Genomic DNA, 25,207 nt, shown 5'->3' on the forward strand with positions numbered 1-25,207 from the left:
CGATGATATGGCGTAACAATGGCAACCATCACCACACCCCGGCTTCACCTGGCTCCTTTCGAACCCTCTGACTGGGCGTTCTTTCGCACCCTGCGGGAAGACCGCGCCATCATGCGCTATATGGCTGCCATCGCCCCGGAAAAAGAGACGCGTCGCGTATTCGCGGCTCGCCTGACCGCACCGCATGTTTTTGTGATCCGTATGCATGATGATGATACCCCGCTTGGCGATATCGGCCTGCAAATCAGCGCGGTAAACCGTGAGGAAGCAGATATTGGTTATACGGTGGTGCCCGCGGCGCAGGGAAAAGGGATCGCCAGCGAAGCGCTTCGTGCGATGTGTGAGTACGCATTTAACCAGACGGGCGTGAAGGCGGTTAACGCCTATGTGCTGGCGGATAACGGCGGGTCGGTGCGGGTGTTAGAAAAAGCGGGTTTTGTGCGTACACAGGTACTGGAAAAGGCGTATGAGATTGACGGGGTTCGGTATGACGACTGGGTGTACCGGCTGGAGTGTGGTGCGCTCTGAATGCCGGGCGGCACTGCGTTTGCCCGGCATACGGGTTTTGTAGGCCCGGTAAGCGCAGCGCCACCGGGCAATAAACTACTTCAACGACCCTTTCAGGAACTGCTGCAAACGCGGGCTTTGCGGGTTCGCTAACACCTCATCCGGGTGTCCTTGCTCTTCGATTTTCCCCTGATGCAGGAAAATAACATGGTTCGAGACGTTACGGGCAAAGCCCATTTCGTGCGTCACCACCACCATCGTTTTACCCTCTTCGGCCAGCTTCTGCATAATGCGCAGCACTTCGCCAACCAGTTCAGGATCCAGCGCGGAAGTCGGTTCATCGAACAGCAGCACTTCCGGCTCCATTGCCAGCGCGCGGGCAATGGAAACACGCTGCTGCTGACCGCCTGACAAGTGCACCGGGTATTTCATCTGCTGGCGCTCATCGATACCCACTTTCGCCAGGTATTTGATCGCGCGTTCGCGTGCTTCCTGTTTGCTTAAGCCCAGCACCTGAACCGGCGCTTCCATCACGTTCTCCAGCACCGTCATGTGGCTCCAGAGGTTAAAGTGCTGGAACACCATCGTCAGGCGGGTACGCAGCAGGCGCAGTTGATTTTTATCCGCCACTTTCAGCTGGCCGTCTTTATCCCGCACCAGGTTGATGTTCTGGCCGCTCACCACGATAGAGCCTTCGCTCGGCTTTTCGAGGAAGTTAATGCAGCGCAGGAAGGTACTTTTACCCGAGCCAGATGAGCCGATAATACTGATCACATCGCCCGCATTAGCCTGTAGCGACACCCCTTTCAGCACTTCATGTTCGCCGTAGCGTTTGTGCAAGTCGATAACGTTTAGTTTGTTCTCAGCCATCATAATTCTCAGTGCGTCGAAGAAGGTTTTATATGCTGCAACCAGCGTTTTTCAGCCTTGCGGAACAGGCTAATCAGGACATACGAAATAATCAAATAGAGTACTGCCGCAATGCCAAACGCGGTAAACGGCTGATAGGTCGCGGAGTTAATATCACGGGCAATTTTGAGCAGATCCGGCACGGTGGCCGTAAACGCCAGTGCTGTCGAGTGCAGCATCAAAATCACTTCGTTGCTGTATGCCGGCAGCGCGATGCGCAGTGCCGATGGCAAAATAATGCAACGGTAAAGCTTCACGGAAGAGAACCCGTAGGCACGCGCGGCTTCGATTTCACCGTACGGTACTGAGCGAATAGCACCGGCGAAAATCTCGGTGGTATAGGCGCAGGTATTCAGCGTTAAGGCCAGCACTGTACAGTTCAGACCGCTACGGAAGAAGGCATTCAGCATCTCAGTGCCTTTGACTATCTCCAGGGTGTACATACCGGAGTAAAACACCAGCAGCTGCACATACAGCGGTGTGCCGCGAAAGACATAGGTAAACAGCCAGATAGGGAAGCGGATAAATTTGTTGTTCGACACGCGGCCAATGGCCATAAAGATCGCCAGAATGCCGCCCATCACCACCGACGAAATCAGCAGCCACAGAGTTATCGCCACACCGGTAAAGCGATAGCCATCTGTCCACAGCAGTGATTTCCAGTATTCCTGAATAATCTCAATCACAGGTCAGCCCTCTTCACACCCACGGAGTAGCGACGTTCGAGCAGAAGCAGCACACCATTGGAGACGGTCGTAAAGACCAGATAGATAACGCCACAGACCACGGCAAAGTAGAACGGCTCCCAGGTACTCTTACCCGCAAGCTGCGTCGCTTTAACCACGTCTTCCAGGCCGAGCAGAGAAACCAGCGCGGTCGCCTTGAGAATAACCTGCCAGTTGTTGCCGATGCCCGGCAGCGCGTAGCGCATCATGGCCGGGAACATGATCCGGCGAAATGTTTGTGAGGAGGTAAAACCAAACGCGGTCGCCGCTTCAATGTGCCCTTTCGGCACGGCCATATAAGCACCGCGGAAGGTTTCCGTGAAGTACGCGCCGTAGATAAAGCCGAGGGTAATAATACCGGCCACCATTGGGTCGATATCAATTTGCTCCATGCCGATGGCGTCTGTCAGGCTATTCAGTGCAATCTGGAGGCCGTAAAAAATCAGCAGCATCAACACCAGATCAGGAACACCGCGAATCAGCGTGGTATAGCCTTCAAACAGCAGCGCCAGAGGTCTGCTTGCCGAAAGCTTTGCCCCCGCACCCGCCAGGCCTATCAGCACCGCCAGCACCACGGAGCTGATAGCCAGCTCAAGGGTGACCAGCGCGCCTTGTAAAATAACGCCAGAAAATCCGTACAGCATACCGCGTGCCCTGTCGTATCGTGAGTAGTGAAACCGTGTCTTTTCCCCTCCCTTATCGGGAGGGGGCGCACGTTATATGACGGGGTGATTAGCCGCCGTACACGTTGAAATCAAAGTATTTTTTCGCCAGTTTTTCGTAAGTACCGTCAGCACGCATTTCTGCAAACGCTTTGTTCAGTGCTTCACGCAGTTCGTTGTCTTCTTTGCGCAGACCCATGCCGGTGCCCACACCAAAGAGTTTCACATCCTTAATGGACGGACCGCCGAACTTGTAATCTTTACCTACAGGCTGTTTCAGGAAGCCTTCGCTTGCGGCGACTTCATCCTGGAATGCGGCATCAATACGGCCAGCCGTCAGGTCAGCGTAGATATTTTCCTGGCCCTGATAAGAGACAATTTCAATCCCTTTTGGCGCCCAGTGCTCGTTACCGTAGGTTTCCTGAGTGGTCCCCTGCAACACGCCCACGCGTTTGCCTTTCAGTGATTCAATCGTTGGCTGGATATCAGACGCTTTTGCCACCACCAGGCGAGAATCCGCAGCGTAGAGTTTGTCCGTGAAGGCAATTTCCTGCTGGCGTTTTTCGGTGATAGAAAGAGAGGACATGATCACGTCGATTTTTTTCGCTTTCAGCGACGGGATCAGCGCATCCAGTGGGTTCTCAACGTAGGTACATTGCGCTTTGATACGTTTGCACAGTTCGTTGGCCAGATCGATGTCAAAACCGACCAGTTCCCCTTTTGCATTCTTCGATTCGAACGGGGCATAGGTTGGATCAGTACCAATACGAATTTTCTGCGGAATGGCAGCGAAAGCCGCGGTTGTGCTGGAAACGGCCAACACCAGAGAAAGTGACAATATCAGTTTTTTCATATCTATCCTCAACAGACTGGATTCTTACGGGATTTTTTACTACGACGGGGTGGCCCTAATGTGCCATTAATCGCCTCCGCAAGGCAAAAGATAATGCCCCATCAGTGGGATTTTTTGCATCATGAGTGCTTAAGTATGCATTAACAGGCCAATAACTGACCGCCAATGCACCATAATGGTTCACCGACACCCGTAAAGCACCACGGCAGCCCCCTGCCATGGTGCATTCCCGTCACAGCGATTAGTCGCCGTATACGTTGAAGTCGAAGTATTTCTTCGCCAGTTTGTCGTAGGTACCGTCTTTACGCAGCTCGGCAAAGGCTTTGTCGAACGCCGCTTTCAGCTCGGTATCGTCTTTACGCAGGCCAATACCGGTGCCGTCACCAAAGTATTTTTTGTCTTTTACAGACGGGCCAGCAAATGCGTAATCTTTACCCGCAGGCTGTTTCAGGAAGCCTTCGCTTGCGGCCACTTCGTCCTGGAACGCCGCATCCAGACGGCCTGCCGCTAGGTCAGAGTAGATCAGGTCCTGGTTCTGGTAAGCCACCACGTCCACGCCCTTCTCACGCCAGTTTGCATTGGCGAAGCCTTCCTGGGTTGAACCCTGAAGCACGCCCACATGCTTGCCTTTCAGCGAGTCGATGGTCGGCTGGATTGGGGAGCCTTTCGCGGCAATTAGACGGGAGTCTGCGGCGTAGAGCTTGTCAGAGAAGGCAATCTCCTGCTGACGTTTTTCGGTGATGGAAAGAGAGGAGATAATGGCGTCAATTTTCTTGGCTTTCAGTGACGGGATCAGCGCGTCGAAGTCACTGCCCACCCATGTGCATTTAACCGCAATGCGTTTGCACATCTCATTTCCCAGATCGATATCAAACCCAACGAAATCGCCTTTCGCATCCTTGGACGAGAATGGCGCGTAGGTTGCGTCTGTACCGATACGAACTGTCTGTGGAAGTGCCGCGTAGCTACCTGCTGCCGCACTTAACCCCACGAGCAAAGACAGAGCCAAAACCGTCTTCTTCATACATTTACCCTCAAGTACCGTGATTTTATTATGTATTGTGTTGTGTGTTGTGTTGCAGGCTTCTCTTGCAGGTCTTATGCCACATTGCCGTCTGGTCAAAAATTCGACGTTAAATATGTTAATAAAACGTTGCGATATTGCCTTAATGGTGAAAGATAGCAGGTCTGCCGAACGAACCGGAAAGAGAAAAAGGGAAAAAACGAATTAAATGTTGAGGATATGATCGCGGTTGCAGTTTTGCCCTGAAACAGGGCAACTTGTCTTTTCATGCACGCTGCTGGTGCACAGATTCAGGCACCTTGCCAGCGGGTGAAAAGGTCCTCGGGCAGGTCGATATCAAACTGATCCAGCACGCGGTTAACCGTCTGATTAATCACATCATCCAGCGACTGCGGGCGATGATAGAACGCCGGAACAGGCGGCATAATGACGGCACCCAGCTCTGCCGCCTGGGTCATTAAGCGCAGATGCCCCAGGTGCAGCGGCGTTTCACGCACGCATAATACCAGCGGGCGGCGCTCTTTCAGCACCACATCTGCCGCGCGCGTCACCAGCGTGTCGGTATAGCTGTTCACGATGCCGGAAAGGGTTTTAATGGAGCACGGCAAAATCACCATTCCTGCCGTTTTAAACGAACCCGACGAGATGCTGGCCGCGATATCACGGGCATCATGAACCACATCAGCCAGAGACTGAACATCGCGCAGGGAGAAATCGGTTTCGAGGGAGAGCGTCTGACGCGCCGCCTGGCTCATCACCAGATGGGTTTCCACTTCTGCCACGTCACGCAGTACCTGCAACAGACGAACGCCGTAAATCGCGCCGCTGGCTCCGCTTATCCCTACTATGAGTCGTTTCACTAAAATGGCCTCTTTCGCATAATGGCGCAAACTTTGCCGGATTAACGTGCCGGGTGCAACAGCGCGTGCGATGCTTCGCTGCCGGAGCTTTCACGAATGACAAGGCGCACAGGCTGGAGCAAGTTTCTTTCGCCCTCTTCATTCAGCAAAAGGCGAAACGCATCCCGGCCAAGCTCCCGCTTATCAATCGCCACCGTGGTCAGCGGAGGATGCGCCCATGCCGCGGCATCTATATCGTCGAAGCCGACAATCGCCAGTTCCTCCGGAACATTCAGCCCTTTTTGCGCGCATACACGCATCGCCACCAGCGCGGCAACGTCGTTATAAGCAAAGATAGCATCCGGTGGACGAGGCAAGGCGAGAAGATGATGCATCCCCTCAACCAGCGCCTGTTCAATGTCTTTTACCGGCGGCACTTCAACCCGATACTCCGGGGGTAACGTCAGCCCGGCATCAAATAAGGCCTGCTGGTAACCTTCCACACGCTGGCGAATGCTGTAATGGTGTAAAGAGTGCCCCAGAAAAGCAATCCGTTTTCTGCCCTGCTGGATAAGATGCCGCGTCGCCACAAAACCACCGTGGAAATTATCCGGGTTCACGCAGGGGAAGTCCGGCGCCCACAGATCGACCAGGGCCGCGGGAAGCGCTATTTTGTGGATCTCGCGTAATACCTCAGGCTCCATATAACCGGCACAAATCAGAGCATCGGGCTGATGCAGGTTAACTATCTCACTGACGGAATCATCCGGCCCGACGGGCTGGAAGCTCATGGCAACGTCATTTTCCCGGCACGCATCGGCAACACCCAGCATGACAGACGAATAAAAGGGTAAGGCGCTGGCAATATTGTGCTGCTTGTGGAGTAAAAACAGCAGGCGCTTAATTCGCCCGTTACGTAAACGACTGAAGTCATAACCTTCAGCTTCGGCAATGGACAGAATACGCTGGCGAGTCTCTTCACTCAGGCCTGGTTGCCCTTTCAGGGCGCGCGATACCGCCGCAATCGACACGCCGCTTGCCGTAGCAATGTCCTTAATTCGGGTCTTTTTTACCATTTTTTACGGTTTACCTTTCAGTCGCCCTGCCCCGTTCACCCAATACATCTTACTCACTCCTGCAACAAAACCCCACGTCAAATCGCTTTTCCGCGCCATAGAGCGATCCAAATCACTATAAATAATTTATTTTTAGTAAAAACCACGATCAATTTCACATTGAGTACACATCGCCATATACCGAAATGCCAGGCCAGATCTATGCTCATCTGCGTTTAATTTTTACGAAAAAAGTCAGAGAAATGTCGTAATGGCTTGCTAAACAATCGCTAACTGCTACTGCATATGGGATGAGTTATGGCTACTGTCGATGATCTGGATAGTGATGTACCACGCGCTGTTGATGCAGGAGAAACCCTCTCGACCCGCGAAAAAATTGGCTACGGATTAGGGGATGCAGGCGGGCACTGTATCTCGGATTTGATCAGCGGTTTTTTACTTTTTTTCTATACCGACGTGTTTGGTCTTAGCCCGGCGATTGTCGGGGCGATGTTCTTCGTACTGCGTATTTTCGATGCCGTCTCCGACCCGGTGATGGGCATTATCGCCGACCGCACCCGCAGCCGCTGGGGTCGTTTCCGCCCCTGGCAACTGTGGACTGCCGTACCGCTTGGCGTTATTGGCATTCTGACCTTTACCGTGCCGGATATGGGGCCGAACGCGAAAATCGCCTGGGCCTTTGGTACCTATTTCCTGCTCTCCATTGGCTACACCGCCAACAACGTGCCTTACTGCGCGCTGATTAACGCGATTACCAACCGCCACGATCAGGTGATGTCCTGCCAGTCATGGCGTTTCGTGTTAAGCGGTATTGCCGGTTTTCTGGTGGCGGTTGGCCTGCCCTGGATGGTGGAGTACTTCGGTCAGGGCAATCTGGCTAAAGGGTATCAGTACGGCGTGACCGTGCTGTGCACCATTGGGGTGGTGATGTTTTTGCTGTGCTTCTTCTGGGTGAAAGAGCGCGTGCCGCTGTCGCTGGCAGGCAATTTTACCCTGCGCGAGCATTTACAGGGGCTGCGTAAAAACGATCAGCTGCTGATGATGCTGGTGATGTCTTTCCTGCTGGTCAACATCCTGTGCATTCGCGGCGGCGGGTATATGTATTTTATCTCCTACGTGCTCCAGGGCAGCGCGGGATATATGTCGCTGTTCTTTGGGATCCTTACCGTGGCCGGGATTGCCGGTGCGGTCATTGTTAACCCGCTCTCCCGCCACGTGGATATGGTGCGTCTGTATTTCTGGACCAACCTGGTGCTGGTCGCTTTCGGGATTGGCATGTACTTCCTCCCAATCGGGCCGCAATACCAGACGCTGTGGCTGGTGTGCATTGCCATTAACAGCGTGATCCAGGGCTTCACCCTGCCGCTGCACTTCTCAATTATGGCCTTCGCGGATGACTACGGCGAATGGAAAACGGGCGTGCGCTCCTCCGGGATGAACTTCGCCTTCAACCTCTTTTTCATCAAGCTCTCCTGGGCCTCTTCCGGCGGCATAATCAGCCTGATCCTGATTATGGTGGCCTATCAGCCAGGGCTGGGTAATCAGACTCCGGCCTCCGTTCACGGCATCACCCTGCTGCAAAGCCTGGTTCCGGCGCTGTTCCACTTTGTGCTGGCCATGTGCCTGCTGAAGTGCCGCCTCAACGGCCCAATGATGAAACGGATTTCAACCGATCTTCACCAACGACATTCACACATTTCCTGAGGTAAACATGATGCAGTCTGATGTGATTGAAGCCGATCTGAATCGAATCACCGTTACCGACCCTTTTTTAGGGGAATATCAACGCCTCATCCGCGACGTCGTGATCCCTTATCAGTGGCAAGCCCTGAATGACGCTCTCCCGGAGGCAGAGCCCAGCCACGCGCTGGCCAACTACCGTATCGCCGCCGGGCTGGAGCACGGTGAGTTTTATGGCATGGTCTTTCAGGACAGTGACGTCACCAAATGGCTGGAAGCGGTTGCCTGGTCTTTACGCCAGAAGCCGGACCCACAGCTTGAAAAAACCGCCGATAAGGTAATCGAACTGCTGGCGCAGGCCCAGTGCGAAGATGGCTATCTGAACACATGGTATACCGTGAAGGAGCCTGGTCAGCGCTGGACCAACCTGGCCGAATGCCACGAACTTTACTGTGCCGGACATCTGTTCGAAGCGGCGGTCGCGTTCTTTAACGCCACCGGCAAGCGCCGCCTGCTTGAAATCGCCTGCCGTTTTGCCGATCACATCGACTCGGTGTTCGGCCCGGGTCCCGGTCAGCTTCGCGGTTATCCAGGGCACCCGGAAATCGAACTGGCGCTGATGCGCTTGTATGAAATTACCTGCGAGCCACGCTATCAGGCGCTGGCCTGTTTCTTTGTCGAAGAGCGCGGTCAGCAGCCGCACTATTACGATATTGAGTTTGAAAAACGCGGCGGCACGCGTCACTGGGTCGGCTGGGGCGATACCTGGCCGGGGATGATCAAAGACAAAAGCTATACCCACGCGCATAAGCCGCTCAGCGAGCAACATGAAGCCGTAGGCCATGCGGTACGTTCGGTGTACCTGATGGCAGGCCTCGCGCATATCGCGCGCATCACGCACGATGAAGACAAGCGCCAGAGCTGCCTGCGCATCTGGAACAATATGGTCCAGCGGCGGATGTATATCACCGGCGGTATCGGTTCACAGGGGATCGGGGAAGCCTTTACCAGCGACTACGACCTTCCAAACGACACCGCCTACGGTGAAAGCTGTGCCTCAATCGGCCTGATGATGTTTGCCCGCCGGATGCTGGAAATGGAAGGCGATGCACACTATGCCGATGTCATGGAGCGGGCATTCTACAATACCGTATTGGGCGGCATGGCCCTGGACGGTAAGCACTTCTTTTACGTTAACCCACTGGAAACCTACCCGAAAAGCATTCCGCACAACCACATCTATGACCATATCAAACCGGTTCGTCAGCGCTGGTTCGGGTGCGCCTGCTGCCCGCCCAATATTGCGCGCACGTTAGTGGCTATCGGCCATTACATTTACACCCCTCGCCCGGATGCGCTGTTCATCAACTTCTATGCCGGTAGCGAGGCGCAATTTACGGTAAATACCCAGACGCTGGCGCTCAACATTGAGGGGAACTACCCGTGGGATGAAAACGTGACGATTCGTTTTAGCCATCCCGGGGCCGTGGCGCATACGCTGGCGCTGCGCCTGCCAGAATGGTGTGCAGACCCGCAGGTACGGGTCAACGGCGAAGCGCCCCAGGGTGAAAACATCAAAGGCTATCTGCACCTGCACCGCACATGGCAGGAAAGTGACGTCATTACGCTACATCTGCCAATGACCATCCGTCGCGTCTACGCCAACCCGCTGGTACGCCACGCGGCCGGTAAAGTGGCGATCCAGCGCGGGCCGCTGGTCTACTGCCTGGAAGAGGCGGATAACGGCGCAGAATTGCATAACCTGAGTTTGCCGCAAACAAGCGCATTTCTCGAGATGCCGGGCACAGGCGTGCTGAAAGGCAAGGTGTTGCTGCAAACAGAAGGATTGCGTGTTCTGACGGCGCAGGAAGAAAAACCGCTGTACAGCTTTGATACACGCCAGACGGCGGTGGCAAAGCAGACGCTGACGTTTATCCCGTGGTTTAGCTGGGCGAACAGGGGGAAAGGAGAAATGCGAATCTGGGTGAATGAGGTCGGTTAAAAAATCGAAGGGCGGCATCAGCGCCGCCCTTCAGGTTTATCAACCTTCGTTGTGCATCTCTAAGCTTTCGAGATCGTTTTGCAGCTGGACGGCTTTCGCATCGTCGTTGCGCAGCGAATCAAGGTAGTCGAGATACTGCTGGTCAACGTCTTTGGTCACATACACACCGTTGAACACGGAACATTCGAACTGCTGAATATCCGGGTTCTCGGCGCGCACGGCGTCAATCAGATCGTTCAGATCCTGGAAAATCAGGCCGTCGGCACCGATAATCTGGCGAATTTCGTCCACTTCGCGGCCGTGAGCAATCAGCTCATTGGCGGTTGGCATATCGATGCCATACACGTTCGGGAAGCGAATTTCCGGTGCCGCAGAGGCCAGGTACACTTTCTTCGCACCGGCTTCACGCGCCATCTCGATAATCTGCTCAGACGTGGTACCACGCACGATGGAGTCATCCACCAGCAGCACGTTCTTGTCACGGAACTCAGCGCGGTTGGCGTTCAGCTTACGGCGCACAGATTTACGGCGCAGCTGCTGGCCCGGCATGATGAAGGTACGGCCAACGTAGCGGTTTTTCACAAACCCCTGACGGTATGGCTTATCCAGAATGCGGGCGATTTCCAGTGCGATATCGCAGGAGGTTTCCGGGATTGGAATAACCACGTCGATATCCAGATCGTCCCACTCGCGGGCAATCTTCTCACCCAGTTTGGTTCCCATGTTCACGCGTGCGCTGTACACGGAAATCTTGTCGATGAAGGAGTCAGGACGCGCGAAATAGACGTATTCGAACAGGCAAGGGTTGCTGACCGGGTTGTCGGCACACTGGCGGGTAAACAGCTGGCCCTTCTCAGTAATGTAAACCGCTTCGCCTGGCGCTACATCACGCAGGAACTCAAAGCCCAGGGTATCCAGCGCCACGCTTTCAGAAGCAACCATATACTCAGTACGGCCATCGCCAAGATCGCGCTTGCCAAGCACCAGCGGACGGATACCGTTTGGATCGCGGAAGGCAACCATTCCGTGCCCGATAATCATCGCCACACAGGCATACGCGCCACGGATCTGGCGGTTAGTCGCGGCAACGGCGGCAAAGATGTTGTCTGCTTCCAGCGGATAATGGCGGAAGTTATCCAGCTCACTGGCGAAGATATTGAGCAGGATTTCAGAATCAGAGGTGGTGTTAATGTGGCGACGTTTCTCTTCGAACAGCTTTTTACGCAGCTCATGGGCGTTGGTCAGGTTGCCGTTGTGAGCAAGCGTGATGCCATACGGTGAGTTAACGTAGAAAGGCTGAGCCTCGGAGGCGCTGGAGCTGCCAGCAGTAGGATAACGAACGTGACCAATCCCCATATTACCTTGCAGACGCTGCATATGGCGGGCTTCAAACACATCGTTCACCAGGCCGTTGGCCTTACGTAAACGGAAGCAGTTGTTTGCATCAATGGTGATGATACCCGCAGCATCCTGACCACGGTGTTGAAGCACCGTTAACGCGTCATAAATAGATTGGTTTACCGGCATGAAACCGGCGATACCGACAATACCGCACATTCGTCTTTTCCTCGTTAAGCCCTGGGCAAGAAACTCGACGAGCTTTGCAGATAGTCAAAGAACCATCTGATGATGAAGCTGAACTCAGGAATGAGCTGCGATTTCTGCCAGTCTTCGCTTTTTGAGAACCCGGTAAAGGTATCAAGGAAGAACAGTATCGCGGCCACAATCAGCACGCCTCGCAACGCCCCGAAACAGATCCCGAGCACCCTGTCCGTTCCTGACAGACCGGTTTTCTCGACCAGCTGACCTATCACGTAATTCACGATAGCGCCGACTAACAGCGTCGCGATAAACAATACCGCGATGGCGATTCCGTTTCGGACCAGTTCATCTTCAAAGCCCGTGAACCAGACAGACAGGTAAGTGTAGTAATGACTGGCAACAAAGAAAGCACAACCCCATGTCACCAGCGATAACGCTTCACGTACAAAGCCACGGATCAGGCTAACCAGACAGGAAAAACCAATCACCGCAATGATGGCGTAATCAATCCAGACCATATGTGTCCCACGATTAAACGCCCTGTCATCCAGTTCGGGGCGAATTCTAACAGAAAAAGAAAACGTTTGCGTAGGGATTTCCTTCCCGCGCGTAAATAAAAAAGGCGCTGAAAAAATGTTCAACGCCACAGGCTTTTTACGTCTCTGCGGACGTATGTTTCCATCCCCCCTGAAGGGAGAGGGAAAGATCAGTTCGCGCTGTAATTCATCACCACACCGCTCAGACCAGAGATTTGCTTCAGTTCACCAAGCGAACCTTTCAGCTTATCTTTAGACGCTTCGGGTCCCACAAGAATACGGGTGATTTTACCCTGTACAGGCGTGGAAGGTGAAGTGTAAACCCGATAACCCGCACCGCGCAGTTTACCCACTACCTCATTGACTTTATCGGCATTTTTTAGCGCACCGAGCTGCACAACGTAGGCTTTACCGGTTGGGGCAGCATCCTGCTGGGCCGGTTTTGCCGGAGGCGGCGTTTCTGACGCAGCCGCCAGCTGATCGGCGGTTTTATCACGCTGCGGTTTTGGCTGTGGTTTCTCGACAGGTTTCGGTTTTTCAACAGACTTAGGCTGTTCAACCGGAACAGGCACAGGATCGATTTCACTGTTGGTGTTCACTGCCAGACGAGAAGGATCGAGCGACGGTGCCGCAGCATCCCCTGCCCGCACCTCTTCAGCCGCACCTTCCGGGGGCTGAGCAGGCAGAGCCTGCGTGGCAGCTGGAGACATATCAGGCTCGTCACGATCGCCTGGTTTAGGGACCAGCGGGATTGCCGCAAATTCGTCCTGATAATGCTTTTTCTGCCCGTCGAGCAACCCGGGGAGAATAATCACCCCCAGCGCAACCAGCACAATGGTTCCTGTTAAACGGTTCTGAAACTTACTCGCCACCGGTTCTCCCCGCGTCCATCACTTCCATGACATGTGCTACGGTGTGGAACGACCCACACACCAGCACGGTATCTTCTGGGTTAGCATCTGCCATCGCAGCTTCCCAGGCCAGCGCCACGCTTTTATAGATTTCACCTTTGCCGAGATGTTCCATCAACTGTTCGGCAGTGGCACCGCGTGGCCCCTCCAGTGGAGCACAATACCAGCAATCGACCACAGTCTCCATGCAGGCCAGCGTGCCAGCGATATCTTTATCATGAAGCATACCGATAACCGCCAGCACGCGCCCGGTTTTTGGTAACGATTTAAGACGTCCGGCAAGATATGCCGCCGCATGGGGGTTGTGCGCCACATCCAGGATCAGGCGCGGTGACTCGCTGACGATCTGGAAACGCCCGGGCAGAATCGCATTCTGAATGCCATCACGAATTGCCTGTTCGCTGACGTTCAGCCCACTGGCGCGCAGCGCTGCCAGTGCGGTTGCCGCGTTAGGCTGCGGCACCTGCGGCAACGGCAGGTTTTCCAGCACGCCCTGAGCATCGCTGAAACGCCAGCCGTTTTCCTGTACCGCATACTGCCAGTCAACGCCGCGACGCAGCAGCACAGCGCCCTTCTCTTTCGCAACATCAGCAATGGTGTGCGGCATATCCGGCTCGCCGACCACAGCAGGCCTGCTGGCGCGGAAGATACCCGCTTTCTCGCGGCCAATGCTTTCTCTGTCAGGCCCCAGCCAGTCGGTATGATCCAGGGCAATACTGGTCACCACGGAGACATCCGCGTCCACCATATTGGTGGCATCAAGACGCCCGCCCAGGCCAACTTCCAGGATCACGACATCCAGCTGTGTCTGCTTAAACAGCCACAATGCGGAAAGCGTACCGTATTCAAAATAGGTTAATGAGATCTCACCGCGCGCGGCTTCGATTTCCGCAAACGAAGCGGTATGGGCAGATTCCGGCAGTTCGCTGTTCTGCACGCGTACGCGCTCGGTGTAACGCACCAGATGCGGAGAGCTGTAAACGCCAACCTTAAAGCCCGCAGCCATCAGCATCGATTCCAGCGTGCGGCAGGTGGTGCCTTTACCGTTAGTTCCCGCAACGGTAAACACGAACGGTGCGGGTTTTAACACGCCCAGACGCGCGGCGACCTGGCTTACGCGCTCAAGTCCCATATCGATGGTTTTACTGTGCAGGTTTTCCAGATAAGAAAGCCACGCGGCCAGGGGCGACGTGGCTTGGGGAATGCTTTTATTTTCCATGATGCCCGGTTGTCATTAACGATTAGAAAGAAAAAGGGCAGCGCCAACCGGCCCTGCCCTTTTCAGTTATCAGGCCTCGGGTTCCTGATCCGGTACCACCACGCCTTCGCGCGGCTCATCCGGGTCAGGCGCTGGCAGATTCATCAGCTTCGCCAGGATGCTTGCCAGTTTCAGGCGCATTTCCGGGCGGCGAACGATCATGTCGATAGCGCCTTTCTCGATAAGGAATTCACTGCGCTGGAATCCCGGCGGCAGTTTTTCACGTACAGTTTGTTCGATAACGCGAGGGCCCGCAAAGCCGATCAGCGCTTTTGGCTCAGCGATGTTCAGATCGCCCAGCATTGCGAAGCTTGCAGAGACGCCACCCATAGTTGGGTCGGTCAGCACGGAAATGTACGGCAGACCGCGTTCCTGCATTTTCGCCAGCGCAGCAGAGGTTTTCGCCATCTGCATCAGGGACATCAGCGCTTCCTGCATACGCGCACCGCCAGAGGCGGAGAAGCAGATCAGCGGGCAGTTGTCTTCCAGCGCCTGCTCAACAGCACGCACGAAACGCGCACCCACTACGGAGCCCATTGAGCCGCCCATAAAGGAGAACTCAAACGCTGCGGCAACGACCGGCATCTCGTGCAGAGTGCCTTTCATTACGATCAGCGCGTCTTTCTCGCCAGTCTCTTTCTGAGCAGAGGCCAGACGATCTTTGTATTTTTTGGAATCGCGGAACTTCAGCACGTCTTTCGGCTCGAGTTCGCTACCCAGTTCTACCAGAGAACCTTCGTCCAGCAGGCTATGCAGGCGGTTACGCGCCGACATGCGCATGTGGTGGTCACACTTAGGACACACCTCAAGATTGCGTTCCAGCTCCGCGCGGTACAGAACCTGGCCGCAGCTATCACACTTCGTCCACACCCCTTCTGGAATACTCGCTTTACGAGTCGGGGTTATGTTGCTTTTAATTCGTTCAATCCAGCTCATTGATAACCTTTCTGCCTGAACCTGGTCGGATGCCAGTTTTGCTATAAGAGGCGAATAATGCCATTTTTGCCTCCAACAGACCATGAATGTTGCACATTAAAACATAACAGCCCGAAACTTTGGACAAAAAAGTGGTCGAACCGCGAATGCGCATTTACTTCGCTTGTTTTGCCACCGCGCGTCTGTGGCGAATAATTTCGATAACGCCTGGCAGGATTGAGAGCACAATAATGGCTACAATCAGCAACTTAAGGTTTTCCTGCACCACCGGGAGGTCACCAAACAGATAACCTGCATAGGTAAACAGCAGTACCCACAGCAGTGCGCCAACAACGTTGTACGCCGCAAAGTGACGATAGGACATATGGCCCATTCCCGCCACAAAGGGGGCAAAAGTACGAACAATTGGCACAAAGCGCGCAAGGATAATGGTTTTGCCGCCGTGACGTTCGTAGAACGCGTGCGTCTTGTCTAAGTAGCTGCGGCGGAAAATCTTCGAGTCAGGGTTGCTGAATAATCGCTCACCAAATACCCGACCAATGGTGTAGTTGAGGGCATCACCCACAATTGCCGCTATCACCATCAGCACCACCATCATATGAACATTCAGATCGTTTGTTGGCAGTGCCGATAACGCCCCTGCAACGAACAGCAGCGAATCGCCTGGCAGGAACGGGGTAACGACCAGACCGGTTTCACAGAACAGGATCAGGAACAGAATGGCATATACCCACACGCCATATTGTGCGACGAGCTCCGCCAGATGAACATCGATATGCAGAATGAAATCAATCAGAAAACGTATTACGTCCATATTATCTAAGCCTTAATTGCACCTTGTTTAGTCCGCTAAAAATAGCGGGCCCATTGGCGGTTTAGGAAGGTCAAACCGTTCCGGATAATCGACTGATACCAGATACAGCCCTTCTGCTCTCGCCGTTGCTGCCGCAAGCGTTCTGTCCTTCACTGCCAGCAGTTCTGCAATCCAGCTCTCCGGCTGGTGTCCGGCGCCCACTTCCATCAGGCTGCCAACAATATTCCTGACCATATGATGTACAAAGGCATTGGCTTTGATATCTACCACCACATATGCGCCATAACGAGTGACGTTAATGTGCATGACGTTACGCCACGGCGTACGGGACTGACACTGCACCGCACGAAACGACGTAAAATCATTTTCACCAATCAGAGACTGCGCCGCACGGTGCATACGCTCTGCATCAAGCGGTTCATAAAAATGGGTCACGCCCTGGCTTAACACCGCAGGACGCAGGCGCTGATTATAGATGACGTAGCGGTAACGGCGCGCAGTGGCGCTGAAACGCGCATGAAAATCATCCGGCACAGCTTTAACCCAACGAACCGCAATGTCTCCAGGTAAATTCGCATTTACCCCCAGCGTCCAGGCCGCGTCTTTACGCACCGCGGTGGTTTCGAAATGAACCACCTGCCCGGTGCCGTGAACACCGGCGTCCGTGCGGCCAGCGCACAGGACGTTGATCGGCTCATTCGCCACCTGAGAGAGCGCTTTCTCCAGCTTTTCCTGGACGCTGCGCACTTCATTCTGACGCTGCCAGCCATAGTATTTACTGCCATCGTATTCGATACCGAGGGCAATTTTATGAACTGGCTTTTGTTCCACTTCCGACATTAGTACAGGTACTCCTGCACCAGTTTTTCAGCAATTTTTACCGCCATCAGCGCGCCGCCAAAGCGCACGTTATCGGCAACGGACCAGAACTGAACCTGCTCCGGCATCCCGTAGTCGTTACGCACACAGCCAACGGAAAGATGTGCGCTACCGGTGGCATCACCAACCTGGGTCGGGAATTCGCTCTCTTCAGACAGCACGATATCGTCACCACGACCAAACGCATCGCGTGCCTCTTCTGCTGCCAGCGGACGCAGGGCTTCGAAACTCACCATCTGCGCATGGCCATAGAACACAGGTGACTGCACCACGTTTGCGGAGATCATCAGGCCATCGTCCTGCATAATTTTGCGGGTTTCATCGACGATACGGCGTTCTTCGCGCACTGAGCCTTCACGGTCTGGCAGCAGCGGCAGCATGTTGAATGCCAGCTGACGACCAAAGAAATCGTCTTCGTCAATCGGGATGCCGTTCAGCAGCTTCGCACTCTGCCCCGCCAGCGCATCAACGGCTTTTTTGCCGTGGGCGGAGGCTGACAGCAGGCTGGTCACGGTGATGCGCGACAGGCCGCCATCGTCGATCAGCGGTTTCAGCGCGGTAAGCAGCTGGCTGGTCAGGCTGTTCGGCACCGCGATGATATTGCGGTTACGGTAGTCAGCCAGCACAAACGGGTTCACATCCGGTACCACCAGCGGAACATCCGGCTCCATTGCGAACAGGCCGCTCAGGTCAATCACCAGACAGCCGGAGTTGGTTGCGTCTTCAATGTAGGACGCGGTGGCTTCAACGCCGGCGGCGAAAAAGGCCAGTTGCGCCTGCGTCCAGTCGAATTCGGCCGCATCCTGAACCATGACGGATTTACCAGCAAAACGCAGATGTTCGCCTGCGCTGTCGGTACGCGCCAGGGCGAAAATATCTCCCACCGGGAACTGACGTTCAGCAAGAGTTTCAAGCAGGGCTTCGCCCACGGCGCCAGTGGCACCTAAAATGGCAATGTTCCAGCCTTCAGACATGGTGGTTTACTCCAGAAATAAAAAAGCGTCCCTGTCGGAGTATCCGACAGGGAGCATTAAGAAGACATTAACGCGCCGGGTTATGTGTGGCGTTAAAACCCAGGTTATGCAGCATCGTCGCCGCCGCTGCGTCATCGCACATCACATACAGGGAAGACCATTCACGGCGCTCAAGATAATTCTTGCGCAGCTTGTCAAACTCACCCGGAATACCTGCGACCTTTCGCAGCAGCGCGTCATCGCGGCGCACATCATACACCAAATGCACCAGTCTTTTCAGCGTAGCCTCATCAAGCGGGCCATGCAGCGTGATGCGGCCAAATTCCGGTGCAGGCAGCAACATATCCAGTGCGACCTGCTGCGGTTTGCCAATAAAGGCGCTGTAGGCTTCAAAGACCTGCGTGGTACCACGCGCTTTGCCTTCAAGGGTATAGCCAGCAATGTGCGCAGTGGCCACATCGACTCTGTTGAGCAGCTCAACATTCAGTTCCGGCTCAGGCTCCCACACGTCCAGTACGACGCTCAGCGCCTGCCCTTCTTCCAGGCATTTCAGTAGCGCCGCATTATCGACAACCGGGCCACGGCAGGCATTTATCAGAATAGTGCCAGGCTTCAAACGGCGGATTAGGGTTTCATCGGCCAGATGCAGCGATTTATACGGGCCATCTTTGAACAGTGGCGTATGGAAGGTAATGACATCGCACTGCGCGACCAGTTCGTCGAGCGTGCGGAAATCGCCCTCGTCGCCCTTATCTTTACGCGGCGGGTCGCAAAGCAGCGTGCGAATGCCCAGCGCTTCAAGGCGTTTTTGCAGACGACCGCCAACGTTGCCCACTCCCACAATCCCCACCGTGCGGTCTTTCAGCGCAAAACCATCGCGCTCGGCCAGCATCAGGAGCGAGGAGAAAACATATTCCACTACGGCAATGGCATTGCAGCCCGGTGCGGCAGAGAAACCAATCCCCGCCTGGCTGAGCCATTGGTCATCCACATGATCGGTCCCTGCCGTTGCCGTCCCGACAAATTTCACCGCTTTGCCGGAAAGTAACGACTCATTTACTTTGGTCACCGAACGCACCATCAGCGCGTCAGCATCATCCAGCTCGTTGACTGGAATTGGGCGACCCGGGACAGCCTTAACCTCACCCAGGCGGCTGAACAGCTCACGGGCGTAAGGCATATTTTCATCAACGAGGATTTTCACGTCTGAGTACCTGTTTGAGAGGAAGAAAACCTGCCAAGTGTGCCATAATCTTGCCGCCAGGCATACACGAAACCCTGGTTTACGCAGAGTTTTGACTTTAAGGATTTTTGACGATGCAGCCCATTTCAGGTACGCCGCCGCGCCCTCCCGGCGAAGGTCCCGTAACCCCCAATATCGCAGGCGAACAACCGCTATCCACGCAACAGCGTACCGTGCTGGAGCGCCTGATAACACGCCTGATCGCCCTCACTTCGCAGCAAAACGCAGAGGTATGGGCCGGGGTGAAGCATGATTTAGGGATACGAAACGACGCGCCGCTCCAGTCGCGCCACTTCCCTGCTGCAGAGCAAAACCTGAATCAGCGCCTGAATTCGGCACAACTTAACCACAATACTCGCCAGATTATTGCGCAGTTGACTGAGCTGTTGGGCCAGGGCAATAACCGCCAGGCGGCGAGCGATTTCATTCGCCAGCAGTACGGACAGACTGCGCTCAGTCAGCTCACACCAGAACAGTTAAAGACCGTGCTGACGCTTTTGCAAACCAATCAGCTTGCTATCCCTCAACCGCAGCAGCGTCCGGCAACCGAGCGTCCACTGTTGCCCGCAGAGCACAATACGCTTAAGCAGATGGTGACCAAACTGGCGGCCGCAACGGGCGAACCGACGAAGCTTATCTGGCAATCCATGCTGGAACTTTCTGGCGTGAAAGCCGGAGAGATGATCCCGGCAAAACAGTTTACCCATCTGGTTACCTGGCTCCAGGCGCGTCAGACGCTCAGCACCCAGAGCGCCCCGACGTTGCATACGCTACAGGCGGCCCTTAAACAACCGCTTGAGCCGCATGAGTTTGAAGTGATTCGGGATTACGCCCAGCAGACCTGGCAGGCAACGCCGCAAACGGTACTGACCACGCCGCAGGTGCAGGATTTGCTGAATCAGATCTTTGTCCGCCGCGCAGAACGCGAAGGCGGTATACCGGAAGCGCGAAACATTCAGCCGATCTACAGCCCGCTATTTGCGCCGGTAGTGGAGACGTTCAGAACCTTGTCAGCCCGCCCTGGATTGATGTTTATTGCGCTGTTAATAGCACTGGCGATTTTCTGGCTGGTTGCTTAAAACTGCCGGGTGGCGGCTACGCCTTACCCGGCCTACGATTCGCGCGGTTCCAGGCCCGGTAAGCGAAGCGCTACCGGGCATAAAACTACGACCTACGAAACGCCACCAGCGTCACCACGATCCCAACAACCGCGGACACCGCGCCAGCCAGGAAGACGGACGGATAACCAAAGGATGTGGCAAGCACTCCCGCCAGTGGCCCAGTCACCCCGTAGGAGATATCCTGAAACGCGGCATAACCGCCAAGAGCAGTCCCTCGGACCTGCGGCTGAACACGTTTAACCACCTCAACGCCGAGCGCCGGGAAAATAAGCGAGCAACCGCAGCCGGTCAAGGCCGCGCCGAGCAGAGCAACAGACGCCACAGGCGCCTGCCAGAGCATGACCAGACCGATGGCCTCAATCACCAGCGATGCCACCGCCACCTTCACCCCACCGAAGCGATCCGGCATCCAGCCGAACAGCACGCGCATCAGTACGAACGCGCCACCAAAGGCCGTCAGGGTAAAACCGGCCATCGCCCAGCCACGGCTCATAAAGTAAAGCGAGACGAATGTGCCTATCACCGCAAAACCTACACCCTGCAAGGCAAGGCCCAGCCCGGGTTGCCAGATTGTCCCGACCACACTCCACAGGGACGGGCGATCACCTTTATGCGCCGGCACTTTACGCACCGAACCGTTAAACGCCCACGCCAGAAGTGGCAGCGCCATAGTCGTACCCGCCAGCGCCGCAAAACCAAAGTGACTGTGGATCAGCAGCCCTAACGGTGCCCCCGCAGCCAGGGCGCCATAAATGGCCATTCCGTTCCAGGACATCACTTTACCCGAACGCGTGGGGCCAACCAGCCCCATTCCCCAGGTCAGGGTGCCAGTCAGGAGCTGACTTTCACCAAACCCCAGAATCAGGCGCCCCACAATCAGCAGCGCAAATTTATACATGGGCTCCACAGGCAGGAGTGCCGCCAGTAGCCATGCGCCACCGGCCAGCCCGCAGGCGAACATGCCCTGTAGCGCAGAACGTTTAGCCCCGTGCTGATCGGCCAGACGCCCGGCATAACCACGCGTTAATACCGTGGCTAAAAACTGGATACCGACGGCAATGCCGACCATGGTGTTGCCATAGCCCAGTTCCTGATGAACAAACAGCGGGATCACCGGCAGCGGCAGGCCGACGGTCATGTAGGTAAGAAATACCGCAAAAGCGATGCGGAACAGCGAGGTGTTCCCGGACGTGGCGTTTATATCTGATGTAGCGGCCGTCATGCATAACTCCGAATTCAGGCATAAAAAAAGGGAGCCATCAGGCTCCCTTCTACTATACATTCAAACGCTTATGCTTTCAGCTTACGCATCACCAGGGTGGCGTTGGTGCCGCCGAAACCAAAGCTGTTGGACATCACGGTAGTCAGTGTCGCTTCAGTTGGTTTGGTTACGATGTTCAGACCAGCAGCCTGCTCGTCCAGCTCTTCCACGTTGATGCTTGGGGCGATAAAGCCGTTTTCCAGCATCAGCAGAGAGTAGATAGCTTCCTGCACGCCAGCCGCACCCAGAGAGTGACCGGTCATCGCTTTAGTTGCAGAAATTGCCGGGCTGTTGTCGCCGAATACTTCACGGATTGCACCCAGCTCTTTCACGTCGCCTACCGGAGTAGAAGTCCCGTGGGAGTTCAGGTAGTCGATTGGGGTATCAATGCCGTGCATTGCCATCTTCATGCAGCGCACTGCGCCTTCACCAGATGGAGCAACCATGTCAGCGCCGTCAGACGTTGCGCCGTAACCAACGATCTCAGCATAGATGTGAGCCCCACGTGCCAGAGCGTGTTCCAGCTCTTCAACCACAACCATACCGCCACCGCCAGCGATAACGAAACCGTCACGGTTCGCATCATAGGTACGGGAAGCTTTGTCTGGCGTTTCGTTGTATTTGGTGGACAGTGCGCCCATCGCATCGAACTCACAGGCCATTTCCCAGCCCAGCTCTTCGCCGCCGCCAGCAAATACGATGTCCTGTTTGCCCAACTGGATCTGCTCAACCGCATTACCGATACAGTGTGCGGAAGTCGCACAAGCAGAGCTGATAGAGTAGTTCACGCCGTGGATTTTGAACGGCGTTGCCAGGCACGCGGAAACCGCAGAACCCATCGCTTTGGTCACAACGTAAGGACCCACAGCTTTCAGGCCACGCGGGCTACGCATCGCGTCAGCACCAAATACCTGGGCTTTAGAAGAACCACCTGAGCCTGCAATCAGACCAACACGTGGGTTGTTCTGATAAACGTCTTCGCTCAGACCGGCGTCAGCAATGGCTTCCTTCATAGAAAGATAGGCGTAAATAGAGGCATCGTTCATGAAACGAACCACTTTACGGTCGATCAAACCGGTGGTGTCCAGTTTGACGTTACCCCATACGTGGCTACGCATTCCCGAATCTTTAAACTCTTCAGAGAAAGTGATCCCGGAGCGTCCTTCACGCAGAGATGCCAGGACTTCCTGCTGGTTATTACCGATGCTGGAAACGATGCCCAGGCCAGTAATCACTGCACGTTTCATTCAATACCTCTGTAAGTCGCACTATATTAAGTTTCGAGTCGCACAATAGCGTACACTTGTACGCCGAACAAGTCCGATCAGCCAATTTCTGCGGAAATTTGCGCCGATGGGCTCACATCGTTAAGATCGTGCCACTGCCTGCCAGACGAGTAACTTACGTGAAACAAAACGCTATACAACCCGCCAACCTCGAATTCAATGCTGAGGGTACACCTGTTTCCCGAGATTTTGATGACGTCTATTTTTCTAATGATAATGGACTGGAGGAGACCCGATATGTTTTCCTCGGCGGAAACCAGCTTCCCGACCGCTTCCCTTCGCATCCGCGTAGCCAGTTTGTGGTGGCGGAAAGTGGTTTTGGTACCGGGCTTAATTTCCTCACCCTCTGGCAGACGTTTGACCGGTTTCACGCGACGCATCCTGAGGCTACGCTACAAAGATTACATTTCATCAGTTTCGAAAAATTTCCGCTGACCGCACACGATCTGACGCTCGCGCATCAGCACTGGCCGGAGCTGGCTCCCTGGGCTGAGCAGCTTCAGGCGCAGTGGCCACCGGCCGTTGGCGGCTGTCATCGCCTGTGGCTCGACGGCGGGCGCGTGACGCTGGATTTATGGCTTGGCGATATTAACGATCTGACCGACAGACTCGACGATACGCAAAATCAGAAAGTCGACGCCTGGTTCCTGGACGGGTTCGCCCCCGCCAAAAATCCGGACATGTGGAGCCAGCATCTGTTTATGGCAATGGCACGGCTGGCACGCCCTGGTGCAACGCTTGCTACTTTCACCTCTGCGGGTTTTGTCCGGCGCGGGTTACAGGAAGCGGGCTTTACCATGCAGAAAACCAAAGGGTTTGGCCGCAAACGCGAAATGCTGACGGGCGTGATGGAGCAAACTCTCGACCAACCCGCTCAGGCACCCTGGTATGCCCGTCGCGCCAGCGCATCCCGCGAGACGGCAATTATTGGCGGGGGTATTGCCAGCGCCCTGCTCTCTCTCGCGCTTGTGCAGCGGGGCTGGAAAGTGACGCTTTACTGCGCTGACGACGCCCCGGCGACAGGCGCATCGGGTAACCGTCAGGGCGCGCTCTACCCGCTGCTGAGCGCACACGATCCGGCGCTGAGTCAGTTCTTCCCGGCAGCATTTACCTTTGCCCGTCGCCTGTACGACAACCTGCCGGTGTCGTTCGATCATGACTGGTGCGGCGTCACACAGCTCGGCTGGGATGAAAAGAGCCAGCAGAAGATCGCGCAAATGCTCTCGCTGGGATTACCCCCTGAGATAGCCCGCCCGGTAACGGCACAGCAGGTTCTGGAAACCACCGGCCTTGAAACCGGCTGCGATGGCATCCAGTATCCGCATGGCGGCTGGCTATGCCCGGCCGAACTGACGGCGGCGGCAATCGATCTTGCCCGGTCACGGGGGTTGACGGTGCACTACTCCCATGAGGTTGCATCATTGAGCCGTGACGACGAGCAATGGTCCCTGCACTTTACCCAGGGTGACCACACGCAACATGCCAGCGTGGTGCTGGCGAACGGACACCACATCAGCCAGTTTACCCAGACGGAAAACCTGCCGCTCTATCCGGTCGGCGGTCAGGTCAGCCATATTCCCGCAGCGCCTGAACTGGGCAAACTGCGCCAGGTACTGTGCTATGACGGCTATCTGACGCCGCAAAACCCGTCTAACGGGCATCACTGCATCGGAGCCAGCTATCATCGTGGCACGACAGAGATGCACTACAGCGAAGAAGACCAACGCCAGAATCGTCAGCGCCTGATTGACTGCTTCCCGCAGGCTGACTGGGCGAAAGAGGTAGACATCAGCGCCGGTGAAGCGCGCTGCGGCGTACGCTGCGCCACCCGCGATCATCTGCCAATGGTGGGCAATGTGCCGGACTTTGAAGCAACGCTTGAGACCTACCAGGATCTTGCTGAAAACAGAGAAAGTGCAGTCAGTGCACCGGTATATCCAGAGCTGTTTATGCTGGGCGGACTGGGATCCCGCGGGCTGTGTTCTGCGCCACTGCTGGCAGAAGTGCTGGCCGCGCAGATGAGCGATGAGCCGATTCCGCTGGACGGAGTTACGCTGGCGGGGCTCAATCCAAACCGGCTGTGGGTACGAAAACTGCTGAAGGGGAAGATGGTTAAGTAGGGTGCGGTCTGGCGCCCTCTCCCACAGATTCGTAGGCCCGGTAAGCGCA

At 55.3% G+C, this 25,207-nt stretch carries 23 protein-coding genes; 5 read left to right on the top strand and 18 right to left on the bottom strand.

What is annotated here, in order from left to right; translation table 11 throughout:
* Positions 1-18 precede the first annotated feature (18 nt).
* Positions 19-528 (top strand): GNAT family N-acetyltransferase, encoded by a 510-nt coding sequence (locus N1249_RS15285; protein ID WP_259830701.1) that lies wholly within the window; start codon positions 19-21, stop codon positions 526-528.
* A 75-nt stretch (positions 529-603) separates the two neighbouring features.
* Here the strand turns inward: N1249_RS15285 and hisP are convergent, their stop codons facing one another.
* From hisP to N1249_RS15320, 7 genes are all read right to left on the bottom strand, one after another.
* Positions 604-1,377 (bottom strand): histidine ABC transporter ATP-binding protein HisP, encoded by a 774-nt coding sequence (hisP, locus tag N1249_RS15290; protein ID WP_014071131.1) that lies wholly within the window; start codon positions 1,375-1,377, stop codon positions 604-606.
* A gap of 8 nt (positions 1,378-1,385) precedes the next feature.
* A complete protein-coding gene (locus N1249_RS15295; protein ID WP_259830703.1) occupies positions 1,386-2,102 on the bottom strand; it encodes an ABC transporter permease in 717 nt (238 codons plus the stop codon).
* Positions 2,099-2,785 (bottom strand): histidine ABC transporter permease HisQ, encoded by a 687-nt coding sequence (locus tag N1249_RS15300; RefSeq protein ID WP_166716434.1) that lies wholly within the window; start codon positions 2,783-2,785, stop codon positions 2,099-2,101. Before N1249_RS15300 ends, N1249_RS15295 begins: the two co-directional genes overlap by 4 nt.
* A gap of 88 nt (positions 2,786-2,873) precedes the next feature.
* The gene (hisJ, locus tag N1249_RS15305) at positions 2,874-3,656 is read right to left on the bottom strand and encodes a histidine ABC transporter substrate-binding protein HisJ (RefSeq protein WP_014071134.1); all 783 of its coding nucleotides are present in this window, start codon (positions 3,654-3,656) and stop codon (positions 2,874-2,876) included.
* Between the two features lie 241 nt (positions 3,657-3,897).
* A complete protein-coding gene (gene argT, locus N1249_RS15310) occupies positions 3,898-4,680 on the bottom strand; it encodes a lysine/arginine/ornithine ABC transporter substrate-binding protein ArgT (protein WP_014071135.1) in 783 nt (260 codons plus the stop codon).
* Positions 4,681-4,970: 290 nt separating this feature from the next.
* The gene (locus tag N1249_RS15315) at positions 4,971-5,540 is read right to left on the bottom strand and encodes a UbiX family flavin prenyltransferase (RefSeq protein WP_259830709.1); all 570 of its coding nucleotides are present in this window, start codon (positions 5,538-5,540) and stop codon (positions 4,971-4,973) included.
* Between the two features lie 41 nt (positions 5,541-5,581).
* A complete protein-coding gene (locus N1249_RS15320) occupies positions 5,582-6,595 on the bottom strand; it encodes a LacI family DNA-binding transcriptional regulator (RefSeq protein ID WP_259830711.1) in 1,014 nt (337 codons plus the stop codon).
* Between the two features lie 297 nt (positions 6,596-6,892).
* Here N1249_RS15320 and N1249_RS15325 point away from each other — a divergent pair, with 297 nt between their 5' ends.
* Together N1249_RS15325 and N1249_RS15330 are read left to right on the top strand one after the other, a co-directional pair.
* Positions 6,893-8,299 carry an MFS transporter gene (locus N1249_RS15325; RefSeq protein ID WP_259830718.1) on the top strand — a complete coding sequence of 469 codons (1,407 nt, stop codon included), beginning with the start codon at positions 6,893-6,895 and terminating at the stop codon, positions 8,297-8,299.
* A 7-nt stretch (positions 8,300-8,306) separates the two neighbouring features.
* Complete coding sequence (locus N1249_RS15330) at positions 8,307-10,277, top strand: glycoside hydrolase family 127 protein (protein WP_259830726.1); 1,971 nt, start codon at positions 8,307-8,309, stop codon at positions 10,275-10,277.
* Positions 10,278-10,316: 39 nt separating this feature from the next.
* On the opposite strand, the gene purF is transcribed toward N1249_RS15330, so the two are convergent.
* From purF to pdxB, 9 genes are all read right to left on the bottom strand, one after another.
* Entirely contained in the window at positions 10,317-11,834 is a 1,518-nt protein-coding gene (gene purF, locus N1249_RS15335; RefSeq protein ID WP_014171028.1) for an amidophosphoribosyltransferase, read from the bottom strand.
* Between the two features lie 14 nt (positions 11,835-11,848).
* Positions 11,849-12,337, bottom strand: a complete 489-nt coding sequence (gene cvpA, locus N1249_RS15340) for a colicin V production protein (protein ID WP_014071138.1) — start codon at positions 12,335-12,337, stop codon at positions 11,849-11,851.
* A gap of 188 nt (positions 12,338-12,525) precedes the next feature.
* Positions 12,526-13,227 carry a cell division protein DedD gene (dedD, locus tag N1249_RS15345; RefSeq protein WP_259830729.1) on the bottom strand — a complete coding sequence of 234 codons (702 nt, stop codon included), beginning with the start codon at positions 13,225-13,227 and terminating at the stop codon, positions 12,526-12,528.
* Positions 13,217-14,485 (bottom strand): bifunctional tetrahydrofolate synthase/dihydrofolate synthase, encoded by a 1,269-nt coding sequence (gene folC / locus N1249_RS15350; RefSeq protein ID WP_259830731.1) that lies wholly within the window; start codon positions 14,483-14,485, stop codon positions 13,217-13,219. Before folC ends, dedD begins: the two co-directional genes overlap by 11 nt.
* A 69-nt stretch (positions 14,486-14,554) precedes the next feature.
* Positions 14,555-15,460 (bottom strand): acetyl-CoA carboxylase, carboxyltransferase subunit beta, encoded by a 906-nt coding sequence (gene accD, locus N1249_RS15355; protein ID WP_259830733.1) that lies wholly within the window; start codon positions 15,458-15,460, stop codon positions 14,555-14,557.
* 154 nt (positions 15,461-15,614) lie between these two features.
* The gene (locus tag N1249_RS15360; RefSeq protein ID WP_259830735.1) at positions 15,615-16,274 is read right to left on the bottom strand and encodes a DedA family protein; all 660 of its coding nucleotides are present in this window, start codon (positions 16,272-16,274) and stop codon (positions 15,615-15,617) included.
* 27 nt (positions 16,275-16,301) lie between these two features.
* The gene (truA, locus tag N1249_RS15365) at positions 16,302-17,114 is read right to left on the bottom strand and encodes a tRNA pseudouridine(38-40) synthase TruA (RefSeq protein WP_259830744.1); all 813 of its coding nucleotides are present in this window, start codon (positions 17,112-17,114) and stop codon (positions 16,302-16,304) included.
* Positions 17,114-18,127 (bottom strand): aspartate-semialdehyde dehydrogenase, encoded by a 1,014-nt coding sequence (locus N1249_RS15370; RefSeq protein WP_259830745.1) that lies wholly within the window; start codon positions 18,125-18,127, stop codon positions 17,114-17,116. The genes truA and N1249_RS15370 overlap by 1 nt, the downstream gene beginning before the upstream one ends.
* Before the next feature lie 67 nt (positions 18,128-18,194).
* A complete protein-coding gene (pdxB, locus tag N1249_RS15375; protein ID WP_259830747.1) occupies positions 18,195-19,331 on the bottom strand; it encodes a 4-phosphoerythronate dehydrogenase PdxB in 1,137 nt (378 codons plus the stop codon).
* Positions 19,332-19,444: 113 nt separating this feature from the next.
* Here pdxB and flk point away from each other — a divergent pair, with 113 nt between their 5' ends.
* Entirely contained in the window at positions 19,445-20,449 is a 1,005-nt protein-coding gene (flk, locus tag N1249_RS15380; RefSeq protein WP_259830749.1) for a flagella biosynthesis regulator Flk, read from the top strand.
* 85 nt (positions 20,450-20,534) lie between these two features.
* Here the strand turns inward: flk and N1249_RS15385 are convergent, their stop codons facing one another.
* Complete coding sequence (locus N1249_RS15385) at positions 20,535-21,713, bottom strand: MFS transporter (RefSeq protein ID WP_259830751.1); 1,179 nt, start codon at positions 21,711-21,713, stop codon at positions 20,535-20,537.
* A 68-nt stretch (positions 21,714-21,781) separates the two neighbouring features.
* Entirely contained in the window at positions 21,782-22,999 is a 1,218-nt protein-coding gene (fabB, locus tag N1249_RS15390; protein ID WP_259830760.1) for a beta-ketoacyl-ACP synthase I, read from the bottom strand.
* A gap of 158 nt (positions 23,000-23,157) precedes the next feature.
* On the opposite strand from fabB, the gene mnmC reads away from it, so the two are divergent.
* Entirely contained in the window at positions 23,158-25,158 is a 2,001-nt protein-coding gene (gene mnmC / locus N1249_RS15395) for a bifunctional tRNA (5-methylaminomethyl-2-thiouridine)(34)-methyltransferase MnmD/FAD-dependent 5-carboxymethylaminomethyl-2-thiouridine(34) oxidoreductase MnmC (protein WP_259830762.1), read from the top strand.
* Positions 25,159-25,207 lie beyond the last annotated feature (49 nt).

The organism is Enterobacter sp. CP102 (assembly GCF_025152625.1).
Classification (GTDB): domain Bacteria; phylum Pseudomonadota; class Gammaproteobacteria; order Enterobacterales; family Enterobacteriaceae; genus Enterobacter; species Enterobacter soli.

Bases quoted from the DNA above. Each gene is read 5' to 3' on its own strand.
- N1249_RS15285 (WP_259830701.1), top strand. From the start codon at position 19: ATGGCAACCATCACCACACCCCGGCTTCACCTGGCTCCTTTCGAACCC.
- hisP (WP_014071131.1), bottom strand. From the start codon at position 1,377: ATGGCTGAGAACAAACTAAACGTTATCGACTTGCACAAACGCTACGGC.
- N1249_RS15300 (WP_166716434.1), bottom strand. From the start codon at position 2,785: ATGCTGTACGGATTTTCTGGCGTTATTTTACAAGGCGCGCTGGTCACC.
- hisJ (WP_014071134.1), bottom strand. From the start codon at position 3,656: ATGAAAAAACTGATATTGTCACTTTCTCTGGTGTTGGCCGTTTCCAGC.
- argT (WP_014071135.1), bottom strand. From the start codon at position 4,680: ATGAAGAAGACGGTTTTGGCTCTGTCTTTGCTCGTGGGGTTAAGTGCG.
- N1249_RS15320 (WP_259830711.1), bottom strand. From the start codon at position 6,595: ATGGTAAAAAAGACCCGAATTAAGGACATTGCTACGGCAAGCGGCGTG.
- N1249_RS15325 (WP_259830718.1), top strand. From the start codon at position 6,893: ATGGCTACTGTCGATGATCTGGATAGTGATGTACCACGCGCTGTTGAT.
- N1249_RS15330 (WP_259830726.1), top strand. From the start codon at position 8,307: ATGATGCAGTCTGATGTGATTGAAGCCGATCTGAATCGAATCACCGTT.
- purF (WP_014171028.1), bottom strand. From the start codon at position 11,834: ATGTGCGGTATTGTCGGTATCGCCGGTTTCATGCCGGTAAACCAATCT.
- cvpA (WP_014071138.1), bottom strand. From the start codon at position 12,337: ATGGTCTGGATTGATTACGCCATCATTGCGGTGATTGGTTTTTCCTGT.
- folC (WP_259830731.1), bottom strand. From the start codon at position 14,485: ATGGAAAATAAAAGCATTCCCCAAGCCACGTCGCCCCTGGCCGCGTGG.
- accD (WP_259830733.1), bottom strand. From the start codon at position 15,460: ATGAGCTGGATTGAACGAATTAAAAGCAACATAACCCCGACTCGTAAA.
- N1249_RS15360 (WP_259830735.1), bottom strand. From the start codon at position 16,274: ATGGACGTAATACGTTTTCTGATTGATTTCATTCTGCATATCGATGTT.
- truA (WP_259830744.1), bottom strand. From the start codon at position 17,114: ATGTCGGAAGTGGAACAAAAGCCAGTTCATAAAATTGCCCTCGGTATC.
- N1249_RS15370 (WP_259830745.1), bottom strand. From the start codon at position 18,127: ATGTCTGAAGGCTGGAACATTGCCATTTTAGGTGCCACTGGCGCCGTG.
- flk (WP_259830749.1), top strand. From the start codon at position 19,445: ATGCAGCCCATTTCAGGTACGCCGCCGCGCCCTCCCGGCGAAGGTCCC.
- N1249_RS15385 (WP_259830751.1), bottom strand. From the start codon at position 21,713: ATGACGGCCGCTACATCAGATATAAACGCCACGTCCGGGAACACCTCG.
- fabB (WP_259830760.1), bottom strand. From the start codon at position 22,999: ATGAAACGTGCAGTGATTACTGGCCTGGGCATCGTTTCCAGCATCGGT.